General features: G+C 72.8%; 9 protein-coding genes. 3 read left to right on the top strand and 6 right to left on the bottom strand.

What is annotated here, in order from left to right:
* Nucleotides 1-97: 97 nt before the first annotated feature.
* From F4556_RS03880 to F4556_RS03870, 3 genes are read right to left on the bottom strand one after another with little or no spacing between them, the layout of a single operon-like run.
* Nucleotides 98-1288 (bottom strand): hypothetical protein, encoded by a 1191-nt coding sequence (locus F4556_RS03880; protein WP_184911624.1) that lies wholly within the window; start codon nt 1286-1288, stop codon nt 98-100.
* A 41-nt stretch (nt 1289-1329) separates the two neighbouring features.
* Nucleotides 1330-1860 carry a SigE family RNA polymerase sigma factor gene (locus tag F4556_RS03875; RefSeq protein WP_184911623.1) on the bottom strand — a complete coding sequence of 177 codons (531 nt, stop codon included), beginning with the start codon at nt 1858-1860 and terminating at the stop codon, nt 1330-1332.
* A gap of 31 nt (nt 1861-1891) precedes the next feature.
* Entirely contained in the window at nt 1892-4852 is a 2961-nt protein-coding gene (locus F4556_RS03870; protein WP_184911621.1) for an AfsR/SARP family transcriptional regulator, read from the bottom strand.
* 149 nt (nt 4853-5001) lie between these two features.
* On the opposite strand from F4556_RS03870, the gene F4556_RS38935 reads away from it, so the two are divergent.
* From F4556_RS38935 to F4556_RS03860, 3 genes are all read left to right on the top strand, one after another.
* Nucleotides 5002-5127: a hypothetical protein gene (locus F4556_RS38935; RefSeq protein ID WP_281403630.1), complete on the top strand. Its 126-nt coding sequence runs from the start codon at nt 5002-5004 to the stop codon at nt 5125-5127.
* Between the two features lie 177 nt (nt 5128-5304).
* Nucleotides 5305-6201, top strand: a complete 897-nt coding sequence (locus F4556_RS03865) for a CAP domain-containing protein (RefSeq protein WP_184911620.1) — start codon at nt 5305-5307, stop codon at nt 6199-6201.
* Nucleotides 6202-6239: 38 nt separating this feature from the next.
* Complete coding sequence (locus tag F4556_RS03860; RefSeq protein ID WP_184911618.1) at nt 6240-6959, top strand: peptidoglycan-binding domain-containing protein; 720 nt, start codon at nt 6240-6242, stop codon at nt 6957-6959.
* Between the two features lie 76 nt (nt 6960-7035).
* Here F4556_RS03860 and F4556_RS03855 read toward each other — a convergent pair whose 3' ends face one another.
* The 3 genes from F4556_RS03855 to F4556_RS03845 form a co-directional block, all read right to left on the bottom strand.
* Nucleotides 7036-7320, bottom strand: coding sequence for a hypothetical protein (locus F4556_RS03855; protein WP_184911617.1), 285 nt, complete (start codon nt 7318-7320; stop codon nt 7036-7038).
* Nucleotides 7302-11399, bottom strand: coding sequence for a glycohydrolase toxin TNT-related protein (locus F4556_RS38930; protein WP_184911615.1), 4098 nt, complete (start codon nt 11397-11399; stop codon nt 7302-7304). The genes F4556_RS03855 and F4556_RS38930 overlap by 19 nt, the downstream gene beginning before the upstream one ends.
* A gap of 179 nt (nt 11400-11578) precedes the next feature.
* Complete coding sequence (locus F4556_RS03845; RefSeq protein WP_184911613.1) at nt 11579-13561, bottom strand: FG-GAP-like repeat-containing protein; 1983 nt, start codon at nt 13559-13561, stop codon at nt 11579-11581.
* Nucleotides 13562-13813: the final 252 nt, after the last annotated feature.

The following is a 13813-nucleotide window of genomic DNA, read 5'->3' as shown; positions in this document are numbered from 1 at the left end:
CCTTGAAGTGCCAGCATTGAGTGCAACCAAAGTGTTGCACGTCCGTCGACCGTCGTGCAACCGAAACGTTGCACGACAGGTCGGTACTACCGAGGGATCACCCCCGCCAGACCGGCGCGGCCACCAGGGCCACCAGCTGATCCATGGTCAGCACCTCACGTCCGGGCAGCGGCGGGACGTCCGGCCAAGTTCCGGGGACGCTCTGGACGGCGCTCACCCGGGTGCCGTCCGGGTGCAGTGCCTCGACGGCCCAGGAGACCACCGGGCCGTTCAGGTCCGAATCCGGCTGCACCTCGCGGCGGACCACCGAGGTGCCGTCGGCGGTGTGGGTCACCGTGCCCGGGGCGGCGCCGGCCTCGAACGCCTCACGGGTGATGACGCCGACGTGCTGCGCGGAGATGTCGAGGACGACCTGACGGCCCTGGCCGGTCAGGGTCAGCTCCGACCGGCCGTCGGCGAACCGGCCCTCGGGGATCTTGGCGGTCGTGCCCGCGGGCAGCAGCGGGACGGCGATCGCGGCGATCCGGGCGGCCGGGAGCCCGCTGAAGGCGTCCTTGGGATACCTCGGGGTGTCCAGCGCCCGGAACACCGGGTCCCACGCCTCGCTGATGGCGATGCCGACCAGCTGCGGCACGCTGAGGGAGCCTTCCGCACCGGTGTCCGGCTGTCCGGGGCCGTCGTCGAAGGCGTCCAGCCGGACCTGGCGCCCGTCCGGTCCGGTGGCCAGGACGGTCCGGCCACCGGTCACCGGACCCTGACGCTCGGTCAGCTGCCTGGTCAGGACGATCGTCCGGTCGGCGAGGACCAGGCGCTCGCAGGTGCCCGGCTGATCCCCGATCACGCATTCGGTGCCCTGGGTGTTCCCGTCGATCGGCAGGGCCATCCGCTCGGTGCTCAGCTGGATCCTGGTGGGGCCGTGGCCGTCGTCGAAGGTGAGGGCGAGCCCGGGGCCGGTCCCCGGCGGCCGGGCCTCGGCCAGGCCGGTGGTCTGCACCTTGGAGACCGTCCCGGGCGGCAGCAGGGTGCGGACGGTCCGCTCCATGAAGGCACCGGAGACCGGCTGCTCGGCGACCGGGACGAGGGTGTCCCCGTCACCCGGGAGCACCGCGACGGCGGTCAGCGAGAGCAGCGCCACCGCCGTGGTCACGGCCAGCCCGGTGGTGCGCCGGCGGCGGCGGATCGCCCGGCCGCGGGCGGCGGCGCCGGCGGCGAACGCGGACAGCTGCAGCTGCGGGGCCAGTTCGGCCGCTCCGCGCAGGGCGTCGGTGAGGTCGTCCTCGTACGGCATGGGGTGGCTCTCCTCGGGCTCGGGTCCGGACGGATGCGGCGTCACTTCGTGGCCAGTTCTGCGAGTTCGGTGCCGAGCACGGACCGCAGGCGCTCCAGCGCCCGCCCGCAGCGGGTGCGGGTCGCGCCCGGCCGCAGCTTCAGGACCGCCGCCGTCTCCTCCACGCTGCGGTCCTCCCAGAACCGGAGCACCAGCACCGCCCGGTCCTGCGGCGGGAGTTGGGCGAGCGCGCGGAGCAGGGTGAGCCGCAGGGCCGGGTCGGTGTCGCTGACCGGCGTCTCGGAGAAGGTGTCGGTGACGTGCTCACCGCTGCTCCGACGCCGCTTGTACGTCAGGAAGGTGTTGACCAGGGTGGCCTGCGCGTAGCCCGCCGGGTTCGTCATCCGCGAGACGGTGCGCCACTTGACGAACATCCGGCCCAGCGTCTCCTGGGCCAGGTCCTCCGCCAGATGGCCGTCGCCGCCGGTGAGCAGGAATGCCGTCCGCACCAGGTGCGGCCCGCGCCCGGCGGCGAACTCCAGGAAGTCCGTGGGCCGGTCGGGGCCCGGATCGTGCTCCGTCGTGTGCCTCATGTCCTTCCAACGCGATGGGGGAGCGGTCATGTCACAGGCCCTGGGCAGTAGCGGCGAGCAGTTCGCGCACCGCCGCCGCCTCGGGGGCGCCGAGCCGCTCGAACAGGGCCAGGGCGGTGCGCAGATGGTGCGGGGAGGGCAGGGCCTGGCCGAGGACGGTGTGGCAGAGGGCCTGGGCGTAGGACTTGTCGAGATCCTCGGCGATCAGCAGGGCCTGTCCGGCCAGCCGGGCGGCGTCCGGGCAGCGGCCCTGGTCGAGCAGGCACTCGGCGAGCCGGACCAGCGTCAGGCCCTCCCAGTCGCGGTGCCGGTGGGCCCTGAAGTGCTCCAGCGCCTCGGTGAGCGCATCGGCGCCCGACCCGGCCCGCCCGGTCCGGCGCAGCACGCAGCCGTACTGGTAGAGCACCCGGGCGACGCCCGAGCTGTTGGCCACCGCCCGGGCGGCCTGGACGGCCTGCTCGGCCGCCCCGACCGCCTGCTCCGGGGAGCCGAGTGCCAGGTGCACCCGGGAGAGCGCGGACAGCACCCGGGCGGTGCTCGCGCGGTCGCCGAAGAGGTCCGACAACTCCCGTGCCAGGTCGAAGAGTTCGAGAGCCTTTTCGGGGCGTCCGGTGGCGAAGTGCAGGACGCCGAGGGCACTGGCCGCCAGGTGCCGGAAGACGGAGTCCCGGGCCTGTTCGGCGAGTTCGAGGCTGTCCGTGAGCCGCTGCTCGGCCGAGCCGTAGGCGTTGGTCTGGTAGTGCAGCACCCCGGCCAGGTAGTGCGCGCGGGCCGTCGCGCTCGGGTCGTCCTGTGCCCGGGCGGTGTCGGTGGCCAGCTCGATCAGCTGCTGGAACTCCCGGCGGTGGGCCGGGCCTTCGACCAGGCCGAACCAGAGCAGCAGCAGGTCGACGGCGGGCCGGGCCGCCCCGGGCAGGTCCCGCAGGGCGCGCTCGACGGTGGTGGCGAGCAGGGCGTGCCGGTCGCGCAGCCACTCCCGGGCGGTGCTCTCGTCGGCCGGTGCCAGGCCCGGGGCCTCGACCGGGTGCAGGCTCTGGTGCAGTGCGTGGTCGGGCTCGATCAGCCGGGAGGCGTTGGCGGTGCTGGCGAGCAGGTGGTCGAGGAGCCGCCGGAGCGCGGCCTGACGGTCCGTCACCGGGTCGGTGCGTTCGTGCCGGTGCTGCGCGTACAGCCGGAGCAGGTCGTGGTACCGGTAGCGGTCGGGGCCGTGCGGCTCCAACAGGCCCGCGTCCACCAGGGTTTCGGCGAGTGTCTCGGCTGCGGCCGGGTCGGTGCCGAGCAGGGCGGAAGCCGCGTCCAGCGGCAGGTCGGGCAGATCGCCGAAGGCCAGCAGGCGGAAGGCGCGGGCCGGTTCGGGCGGCAGGGCGCAGTAGCCGAGCTCCAGGGTGGCCTCGACGGCGAGGTCGCCGATCCGCAGCTCGTCCAGCCGGCGGCGCTGGTCGCGCAGCCGGGTGAGCAGATCCGCCAGCGGCCGTCCCGGCCGGGCCGCCAGCCGGGCACCGGCGATCCGCACCGCGAGCGGCAACCGGCCGCAGAGGGCGGCCAGTTCGCGGGCGGCCTGCGGTTCGGCGGCCACCCGTTCCCGGCCGGCGGCCGCAGCGAGCAGGTCGACCGCCTCCGCCTCGGTGAGCACGTCCAGCTCGAACTGCCGGGCGCCGGGCAGCAGGATGGTCCGGGCCCGGCTGGTGACCAGCACGGCGCAGCCGCCGCCCCCGGGCAGCAACGGGCGGATCTGGGCGGTGTCGTGGGCGTTGTCGAGCACCACCAGTACGCGCCGTTCGGCCAGCAGCGAGCGGTAGTGCGCGGCGCGCTGCTCCAGGTCCTCGGGCACTGCGCTCTCCCGCACGCCGAGGGTCTGCAGGAAGCGGGCCAGTACGGTGCCGGTGTCGGCCGGGGCCCGGCCCGCGCCGCGCAGGTCGACGTAGAGCTGCCCGTCGGGGAAGCCGTCCCTGACCAGGTGGGCGACATGCGTGGCCAGCGCGGTCTTGCCCACCCCGCCGGGGCCGGAGACGGTGCAGATCGCCAGCGCCCGGCCCGGGCCGGACCTGAGCCCGTCGGCCAGCTGCCGGACGATCGCCGTCCGGCCGGTGAAGTCGGCTACGTCGGCGGTGAGTTGACGCGGCGTACGGTCAGCCGGGACCGGGACCGGGACCGCGGCCGGTCGGAGCGGTGCCGGGCGGTCCGGCACCGGCCCGTCGAGGCCGGGGTCGGCCGCCAGGATGCGGGACTGCAACTCGGCCAGCTCGGCGCCGGGTTCGACGCCGAGCTCCGCGCTGAGCAGCCGCCGGGTGTCGGCGTAGAGGCCCAGCGCCTCGGCCTGCCGGCCCGTGCGGTAGAGCGCCAGCATCAGCTGGGCGCGCGGCCGTTCGCGCAGCGGGTGCCGGGCGGTGAGGGACTGGAGCTCGGCCACCGCCTGGCCCGGGCGCCCGGTGGCGAGCAGGCAGTCGAGCAGGTCCTCCTGGGCGCCGAGCCGCAGTTCGGTCAGCCGGTCGCGCTGCCGTTCGGCGTACGGGCCGGGCAGACCGGCCAGCGCGCTGCCGGTCCAGTGGGCGAGCGCGGCGGTCAGCCGGGCCTCGGCCTCGGCGGGTTCGCCGGTGGCCGCCGCCCGGGCCGCGTCCGCCAGGTCCCGGGCGAAGCGGTGCGCGTCCACCGTCTCGGGTGCGACCCGCAGGGCGTACCCGTCGGCGACCGAGACCAGGACGGTGGCGGTGCCGCGGGCCGGCCGGTCCGGTTCCAGTGCGGTGCGCAGCCGCCAGGCGTACTGCCGGAGCATGGCGACCGCGCGGTCCGGTGCGGCCTCGCCCCAGAGCGCCTCGGTCAGTTCGTCGGTGCCGACCGGGCGGCCGGGCCGGAGCAGCAGGACGGCGAGCATCGCCCGCTGCTGCGGTGAGCCCAGGTCGAGTTCGCGGCCGTCGAGCCGGCCGTGCAGCGGGCCGAGCAGTCGGAAGTCGAGCCGGTGTCCGGGCATGCCGGTGCCGGTGGTCATGGTCATGGTGGTTCCCCCGTGTTCGCTGTGCCGCGTCCGGTCCCCGATATCCGGGCGGCGGCACACAAGGTACCCCAGCATTCGGCGTTCATCGTTTGTTGATTCGCGGCCCGCACAATGACGTGTCCGTCCAAGATCAGACCAGGGAATCCACCATGAACGCGCACCCGCAGCACCAGCCGAAGCCCGCCGAGCAGGACGAGGAGCAGCAGCAGTTCCACTCCGGGGTCCGGCCGCTGCACACCCTCGTCCCGGAGGAGGAGAAGCGCCCGGAGCGCTGATCCCTCCTCAGCTGTCCCGGACCGGCCGCGCCCTGTGCGCGGCCGGTCCTTTTTCATGCCCTCCCAAGCGGCCGAACCGGCGTCAATGACTTGTGTATGCCGTGGAGAACGCGCGTAGATCGGCCCGGGCGAGGCTCTGTCCTGTCAGCAGGAAAGCCCGCACGAAAGGCACGAACCATGACGGAGTTCCCGCAGAACGGCCAGGTGTACACCTTGCAGTCCCAGAGCGGCACGGTGGCGGACGTCAGTTCCTCCAGCACCGCGTCCTGCAACCGGATCCAGGCCTGGCAGCCCAACGGCAGCAAGGCCCAGACCTGGGTCTTCTGGGCGAAGGAGAACGGCACCTGGCTGCTGGAGACCGGCCTCACCAAGGGCACCCACGGCCCGGGCCAGGCCATGGTGATGGACTTCAACTACAACGCCTTCAACACCCACCTCTTCCAGGAGCACGGCAACGACAACCAGCGCTGGTACGTCGAGGACGCCGGGGACGGCTGGGTCCGGCTGAAGACCGCCCGGGGCGACGGCTACCTGACGGCGGATCGGGTCGGCAGCGCGCTCGGCGTCTGGCAGCTTGACCCGAACGGCAGCGGGCAGCGCTGGAAGCTGCTCCCGGTCGCCGGCGGCACCGGCAACTCCGGCGGCGGGCAGCGACCCCAGCCGCAGCCCCAGCCGCAGCCGCAGCCCTCGGGCGGCGGTGACATCGAGGGCCAGGTGATCGCGCTGGTGAACGCCTACCGGCAGCGCCGGGGTCTCGCCCAGCTGCAGTACGACGGCCGGCTCACCCCCGCCGCGACGGCCAGCAGCCGGGAGCAGGCCCGGCGGCACGAGCAGGGTCACTGGGTGGCGATCGGTGACGAATTCAGCCGGGCCGGCTACCGGTGGGGCGGATTCGGTGAGGTGGCCGGTGGCGCGCCGATCTGGAAGAACCCGCCGGAGATGGTCCAGGCCTGGATCGACCACCCGCCCCACGACGAGATCCTGCGTGGCGACTTCCGCGCCGCCGGCGCGGCCCGGGCCTACGCGGGCGACGGCACCCCGTACTGGTCGATGGTCTTCGCCCGCCCGATGTGACCTGCCGTCAGCAACTCTTCTTCAGGAACGGAGCAACCATGGGTACCGCCGGCGCGATGATCGAGGCGGCCGCCGCCGACCTGGGCTACCAGGAAGGCTCGGGCAACGACAGCAAGCACGGGGCCTGGTACGGCCTCAACCACAACCCCTGGTGCGACATGGCGGTGTCGTACTGGGCCGACCGGAGCGGCAACGCCGAGGCCGTCGGCCGGTTCGCCTACTGCCCGGACCACGTGGAGTTCTTCCGCGACCGCGGCCACTGGGTGGACGCCGAGGACGGGGCCCGGCGCGGTGACATCGTCTTCTACGACTGGGACGAGGACGGCGTGGCCGACCACGTCGGACTGGTGGTCGAGGACAGTGCACCCGGCGACCACCTCGCCACCATCGAGGGCAACACCAGCCCCGGCGACGGGGGTTCGCAGAGCAACGGGGACGGCTGCTACCGCCGCAGCCGCCCACGGGGCAGCGTGCTCGGCTTCGGCCGCCCCGCGTACGGATCGGGCCCGTCCGCCGCCCCGGCCTCTTCCGACGGCTACCCCGGGCAGCTGATCCGGCACGGCTCGCAGGGCGGGCCGGTGACCGCCGTCCAGCAGGCGCTGATCCGGCACGAGTACGGCGACCGGCTCGAACCCTGGGGTGCCGACGGGGACTTCGGTGACGCCACCGAGGACGCGGTGCTGACCTTCCAGCAGGACCGCGAGCTTGAGGCGGACGGCATCGTCGGCCCGGTCACCTGGGGACGGCTGATGGTCTGACGCACAAAAAGGTGCGGCCTGGCGTTCCCGCCAGGCCGCACCCGTGCCTCAGTGCCTCAGTGCTGAGGCTCGACCGCTACCCCTGCGACGGGCGGTTGGCCCATCGACGGGTCACCGTCTCGTACAGATAGGCGCAGGCTTCCGCCTCGGTGTCGAAGCTCGCTTCGATCCACTGCTCACCTCTCTCGTACACGCTGATGTACCAGCGGCCGTCGAGTCCTTCAGCGAGGACGGGCGCCGCCTCCGGCACGTAGACGAAGGACTTCAGATCCCGGGTGTTGATGCCGTAGACGGTGTCACTCACCCCGAACTCACGCAGCGCCGCCAGGAGTTGGTGCCGGTTCATGGCTTCGGCTTGCATGACGTTCCGTCCTCGTAGACCAGGTACCCCGCGATGCAGAGCTCCTCGACCGACTTCTCGGTCTTGAACTGGGTCGCGCCTCCGCGCTGCCCGAACCACGCCGCCACCTTGCTCTCCTCGATCGTACCTGCGCCGGCGACGTCGTAGTCCTTGATCCACTTGAAGCGCCGGTACTGGTTGTTGTTGAGGTTGGTGGGCGGCAGCGCCCGGGAGGCGAAGTCAGCGTTCTCGGCGGCGGGTGAGAGCCACTTGCCGCCGTTGTCGCCGAACCGGTCCCAGATCGTGCCGGCCGTGACCTTGCCGTCGGCCAGCATCTCCTTGGTGCCCGGGATGAAATACTCCTCCCCGGGGTAGATCCACCCGGCATGGACCTCGCCGGTCACCTTGTCGGTCCATGCCGTTTCGCTCCAGAACTTCTTCATGAACTCGATGCGGCCGAGGTTGCCGTACGGGCTGTAGCCGGTCGTGAGCTTCCGCACGGCCTCCGGCAGGCTGGCCAGGTTCGGCCCGAACTTGTCCTGCCGGTAGAGCTTCCAGAAGAGGCTCCAGTCGGCGACCTGGGCCTCGATCTTCGCCATCGCGACCGTCTTGGTCACGACGCCGGAGGTCTTCAGCGCGAGCAGGGCGTCGTCGATGGCGATGCCGGTGACCATCGCGATCTTGACGGCGGCGACCGCCTTCGCGCCCTTGATCAGGGTGCTGCCGGGCACCACGGTGGCGACGGCCCAGCCGCAGGCCGCGTTGATACCCGGGTGGTTCCAGCACTTGACGATGTCGTCCGTCAGCATGTGCAGGAGCAGCCGGGAGCTGTCCGGGGTGCTGCAGAAGCCCTCGGTGCAGGTGACCTTGTAGTGCTTGGCGAACTCGGTGTAGGTCAGCTGCATGACGGTGCTGTACGGCTCGCCGTTCAGCGTCGTGCTGGTGATCGTCAGGGCGTCGCCGGAGCCGTACTTGCCCTCGCAGTTGGCGAGCGTGGTGTTCGCCTGCGGGCAGGACCGGATCTCGTAGTCGATGGTGCCGGAGACCTTGACCGTGACCGGGACGTCACAGACCAGGTCGCCGTTCGCGTTCTTGTACCAGGCACCGGTGCCGGTGAGCCAGGCGAACGGCTGGCCGGGGTCGTCGGCCATGCACTTCGACAGGTCCTGCTTGACCAGCTCCTGCTTCAGCTCACCCTGCGGGTGGGCGAAGACGGCGGAGACGTTGCCGGCCTCGTCGATGTAGACGGTGTCCTTGATGTAGGAGTCGTCGACGGCGTTGGCCTGCTGCTTCTTGAACGCTTCCGCCTTGGCCTCCTCGGCGGCCTTGGCGGCCTCCTCGGAGCTCTTGTTGGCGGCGATCTTTGAGGCGTACGCCTGCTCGGACGCGGTCTTCGCGTCCGCGGCGGACTGCTTGGCCTGCTTCGCGTAGTCCGCGGCCGCATTGGCCGAGGCGTCGGCGCTGCGGGCTGCGGCGTCGGCGGAGGCGGCCGCGGTACGGGCCTGCTTGGCGTAGGCGGCCGCCTGGTTGGCGGAGGCCTGGGCCTGGTCGGCGGAGGCCTGCGCCTTGTTGGCCCAGACGATGGCCTGCTCGGCGGAGGTCTGCGCCTGGTTGGCGTAGGTGGCGGCCTCGTTGGCGGCGCCGCGGGCGGTGGCGTAGGACTGGGCGGCGTCGGCGGCGTACTTGCGCGCTTGGGCGACGTTGCCGTCGATGGTGGCGAGGTAGGAGTCGATCGTCGCCTTGTGGGCGGCGGTGAAGGTGTCGCGCTGCTGGGCCTTGGGCAGGCCGGTCTGCAGGAACGGCACCAGGCCGGAGGTGGGTCCGGCGAGGGCTGCCTGGGCGGCGGCCTGGACCTCGGGTCCGCCGGCCGCCAGGGCCTGGTTGACCAGGACGAGGTTGTCGTGGACGCGGGCGGTGTACTGACCGGTCGTCAGGAAGGCGCGGACGTCGGCGTGGGTGCCGCCCATCGCCTTGTTCGCGGCTTCCTGGACGCCGGGGCCGCCGGCGGACTGGATCTGCGAGAGCAGTACCCGGTCGTCGTGCTCCTGGCCGGGGTAGGCGCCGTTGACCAGGAACTCACGGACCTGCGCGACGGTGCCGACCGAGGCGGTCTCGGCGGCCAGACGCTGCTCGGGGTTGGTGGACCCCTTCGCGATGGCCGTCACGCTGACCCGGTCGTCCCGCTCGCGGGCCTGCGGCAGTGCGGTGCCGAGGAAGGCGCGGACGTCGGCCTCGGTGCCCTCCAGCGCGCTCTGGGCGGCGGCCTTGGCCCACGGGCCACCCGCGTCCAGCAGTCGGGCTGCGGCCTGGCGGCCCTTGGTGACCGCGACCTTCGGATCAACCCCGGCGGCGGTGGCCTCGGTGAGCAGACGCTCGGTGTCGGCCGCCAGCGCGGCGCCCTTCCCGGCCTCCCACTCGGCCCGCTTGGCCTTGCGGTCCTCGTCCCGGGCGGCCTGCTGGGCGGCGGCGAACTGCGCGGCCAGCTGGGCGTCCAGGCGCTCCTGGTCGGAGGCCCGGGCGATCTCGGTGATCTTGTGGGCCTGGGTGGCGGAGTTCGCCGCCGAGTCGGCGGTGGCCTGTGCTTCGGTGGCGGCGACCTGGGCGGTGCTTGCCGCACTCGCGGCCTGGCCGGCGTACTGGGCGGCCGTGTCGGCGGCTGCGGCGGCGGCTTCGGCGTGGGCGGCGGCCGCGTTGGCGGCGCGCTGGGCCTCGGCCGCGGCTGCGGCCGCGTCGTTGGCGATCTTCACCGTGGCGGCGGCCGCGCGGCGGGCCTCGGCTGCGGCGGACCTGGCGCGGGCGGCTTCCACCCGGGCGCGGTCGGCGGCGTCGCCGGCCACACCGGACTGGTTGGCGGCCTCAAGTGCGGCGGTGGCGGCGGCGTCGGCGTTGTCACCGGCGGACTTCGCCGCCTGCGCGGCGTAGCCGGCCTGGGTCGCGGCCCGGCCCGCCCAGGCGGCGGATTCACCCGCGCCGCGGGCATCGGCTGCGGCCTTGCGGGCGGCCACGGCCGCGTCCCGCGCACCGGCGGCCTTGCTCGCGTCACCGGCCGCTGCGGCTGCGGCGGCGCGTGCCTTGCCCGCCGCCTCACCCGCGAGGGTGGCGGCGGCTGCGGCGTCGGCGGCGGCGTTCGCGGCCTGCCGGGCCGCCTCGTTGGCGGTGGCGGCCGCGTTGGAGGCGGTCTGCGCGGCCTTGGCCGCCCGTCCTGCGGCATCCGCCGCACGCCCGGCCGCGTTGGAGGCCTTCGAGGCCTCGCCCTGGGCGAGCTTGGTCTCGTTGGCGGCACGCTCGGAGGCCTGCTTGGCCAGCGCGGTCGCCTCGATCGCCTTGGCGGCCGCGTCCCTGGCGACGGTGGCCTGCTCACCGGCCTGCGCGGAGGCGTTGCGGGTCAGGTCGGCGAGCTGAGCGACCGTCAGGGTTTCCTGGTCGTGCGCGGCCGCCGTCTGGTAGCCGTACCGGAGGAAGTCGCGGACGTCCTCGACCGTGCCGGCCATCGCGACGTTGGCGGCCTTCTTGACCTCCGGGCCGCCCGAGGACATCAACTGGGTCAGCTTGACCCGGTCGTCGTGCTCCCGCGGCGTGTACTGGCCGACGTTGAGGAAGGCGGTGACGTCGGCCAGCGTGCCGGCCATCGCCTTGTTGGCGGCTTCCTGCACACCGGGGCCGCCGGCGTACTGGATCTGCGAGAGCAGCACCCGCTGGTCATGCTCGTACGGGCTCTTGTAGCCCTTGTCGAGGAAGTTCTGCCACACGGCCGGGGTCCCCGCGGTGAGGGCGGCGGTCGCCGCCTCCCGGACGCCCGGGCCCGAGGTCGCGACCAGTTCCTCGACCTTGGTCCGCAGGTCCTGGTCGGCCGCGGCCTGCCGCCCGGAGGTCACGAACGCCGTCACATCCGTGTCCGAGCCCGCGAGCGCGATCTCCGCGGCCCGGCGTACGGCCGGTCCGCCGGCCTGCCAGGCCGCCACTGCCTTCACCCGGTCGGCGACCGGGCCCACCGGCGGCGCGGTGTCGGCGGCCGCCGGTACTGCCAGCAGCCCGGTCACCAGGCTGCCGACCACGATTCCGGCGGCGGCGACCCGCGACCGTATCCTTGTTGATGTCACTTTCACCCTTATCGACTCGCAAACATCGTCGCTGACGGGCGTTCTGACGCACCGTCATGTTCACTGGCATCCGCCCGGCGGCTCCGGAAGAGCATCGGCGGCGGGAGCCCGGTCTCGCCGGACGGGCCTGCCGCTTCGCCCGTACAGGTGAGGCGGCAGGCCGTCCGGCCGGTCGTTCGTCAGGCGCCGCTGGCGACCTTGCCGAGGTTGTTCCAGCCGTTGCCGCTGTCGCCGCCGTTCCAGGCGAACACGGTCGCGCTGCTGTCGGAGGCGCCGCCGAGGACGTAGTCGGCGTGCTTGTCGCCGTTGAAGTCGACGAACTGGACGCGGTTCTGGTCGGTGGTCAGACCGGTGGCGATCTGGCCGAGGCTGGTCCAGCCGCCGCCGACGTCGCCGCCCTTGTTGAGGTAGACGACGACCTTGCCGTCCGGGTTGATCAGGTAGTAGTCGGCCTTGCCGTCACCGTCGAGGTCCGCGAAGCGGACCCGGCTGCGGTCGTTGGTGAGGCCGGTGGCCACCCGGCCGATGCCCTGCCAGCCGGCGCCGCCCGCCGGGTCGCCGCCGCGGTTCAGCCAGACGTTGATCTCGCCGCTGTCGGCGATGACCATGTAGTCGGTCCGGCCGTCGCCGTCGAAGTCGGTGAAGCGGACCTGGTTCTGGTTGGTGGTCACCCCGGTCGCGACGGTGATCTTCTGCCAGCCGTTGCCGACGTCGCCACCCCGGTTGAGGTACACGTCGACCTTGCCGTCCGGGTTGACCACGATGTAGTCGGCCTTGAGGTCACCGTCGAAGTCGGCGAACCGGACCCGGCTGCGGTCGTTGGTGACACCGGTGGCAACCCGGCCGATGCCCTGCCAGCCGTTCGCGCCGGCCGGGTCGCCGCCCCGGTTGAGGTAGACGAACACCTCGCCGTTGTCCGCGACCACGATGTAGTCGGGCTTGCGGTCGCCGTCGAAGTCGGCCCAGCGGACCCGCCCGCTGCCGCCGGCCTCGTTCGCCGCCGCGGAGATCCGGCTGCCGACGCCCTGGATCCACCCGGCGAGGTCGTCGGTGCGGGTGTCGTACGCGCCGGTACGGGTCTCGGTGGCCGCGGTGCCGAAGCAACCGCCCTGCCAGGAACGGCTGTTGACCGCGGCCAGCTCGAAGCCGCCGGCGGTCTGGCGGATCGCCGGGCCACCGGCGTCGCCCTTGCAGAACGTGTCGGCCGCGGCCTTGGCCGCGAGGTCGAGGCCGGTGGCGGCGACGGCGCCGACGGTGAAGGTGGCGGTGTGGAGCTTGCCCGGCAGCCAGTCGGCCTTGGTGCGGCCGAAACCGGTGACCGTGAGGTCCTGGCCGGCGGCGGGGGCGCTGGTCGCGATCGGCATCGGGGTGATGCCGGTGGCGGGCTGGGCGAGCCGGACCATGACCAGGTCACGGTCGGTCCGGGAGACCAGCTCGACGCCCTCGGTGACGAAGCCGCCGTTGGCCGCGAGGTCGGCACGCCCGAGGGTGACCGTGGTCTTGGCCTTGGGGGCGCCGTCGGCGGCCGGGGTCGTCCCGGTGGCGAAGCAGTTGGCGGCGGTGAGCACCCACTGCGGGGCGACCAGCGTGGCGCTGCAGGAGCGGGAGCCCTCGTGGCCGGGCTGCCCGACCTGGACGGCACCGATCGCCGGGTACGCGCTCGCGGTCCCGGCCGGTGCGGCGGGTCCGTCGGTGGCGTTGAGCTCGAGCAGGGTGGTGCCGTCGGTGGAGGTGCCCTCGCCGACGGGGGTGTAGAGGTTCTTCTTGATGTCGACGCTGCTGACCGAACCGCCGGTGTTCAGCGTGGCCTTGACGGCGTGGTCGTCGCCCTTGACGCTGTAGACCTTCGGGAGCTCCAGGGCCAGGAAGCCGGTGGGCCCGGTGACCTTGAAGCAGACCTTGACGGAGCCGGTGTCGAAGGTCCGGCTGAACACCTCGATCAGGTTGTCGGTCGAGGTGCAGTCCGCGAGGCGGATGTTCCCGTCGCCGTACTTCAGGGCGACGTGACTCTCCGCCAGGATCTGCGCGGCCCCGGGGTACGCGAAATCCTCCACCGCGGACGGCGGCGCGGTCTCCGCGGCCGCGGCCGGCACCGACCCGGCCATCACGGGTATCGCCAGCACCGCGCCGAGCGGCCACGCCAGTCTTCGAACCGTACGCACAAGCTCTCCCAGAAAAAGACATGCCTGAGAGACCTCTGCACCCCCCAGGCCGGCAGAAAAGACAAGGCGGACGCTATCGGCTGCGATCTGACGCGTCAAAAACAAAAAAACTGCTCGTCAAGTCTCTGACCAGCAGCGGAGCAGTGCGAACGGAGCGGAATCGCGGGGCAGAAAAGCGATACATAATCACCTCGCCCGCCACGGAGGATTTCTGATTCCCCGTCTGTTCCGGCCTTGGGTCGGCCTGTTCGG

The organism is Kitasatospora gansuensis, from assembly GCF_014203705.1.
GTDB lineage: Bacteria > Actinomycetota > Actinomycetes > Streptomycetales > Streptomycetaceae > Kitasatospora > Kitasatospora gansuensis.
This window is presented reverse-complemented; position numbering and strand designations above follow the sequence as displayed.

What these genes read in the sequence shown, in the direction of transcription:
- F4556_RS03880 (WP_184911624.1), bottom strand. Translation starts at nt 1,288, where the DNA reads ATGCCGTACGAGGACGACCTCACCGACGCCCTGCGCGGAGCGGCCGAA.
- F4556_RS03875 (WP_184911623.1), bottom strand. Translation starts at nt 1,860, where the DNA reads ATGAGGCACACGACGGAGCACGATCCGGGCCCCGACCGGCCCACGGAC.
- F4556_RS03870 (WP_184911621.1), bottom strand. Translation starts at nt 4,852, where the DNA reads ATGACCATGACCACCGGCACCGGCATGCCCGGACACCGGCTCGACTTC.
- F4556_RS38935 (WP_281403630.1), top strand. Translation starts at nt 5,002, where the DNA reads ATGAACGCGCACCCGCAGCACCAGCCGAAGCCCGCCGAGCAGGACGAG.
- F4556_RS03865 (WP_184911620.1), top strand. Translation starts at nt 5,305, where the DNA reads ATGACGGAGTTCCCGCAGAACGGCCAGGTGTACACCTTGCAGTCCCAG.
- F4556_RS03860 (WP_184911618.1), top strand. Translation starts at nt 6,240, where the DNA reads ATGGGTACCGCCGGCGCGATGATCGAGGCGGCCGCCGCCGACCTGGGC.
- F4556_RS03855 (WP_184911617.1), bottom strand. Translation starts at nt 7,320, where the DNA reads ATGCAAGCCGAAGCCATGAACCGGCACCAACTCCTGGCGGCGCTGCGT.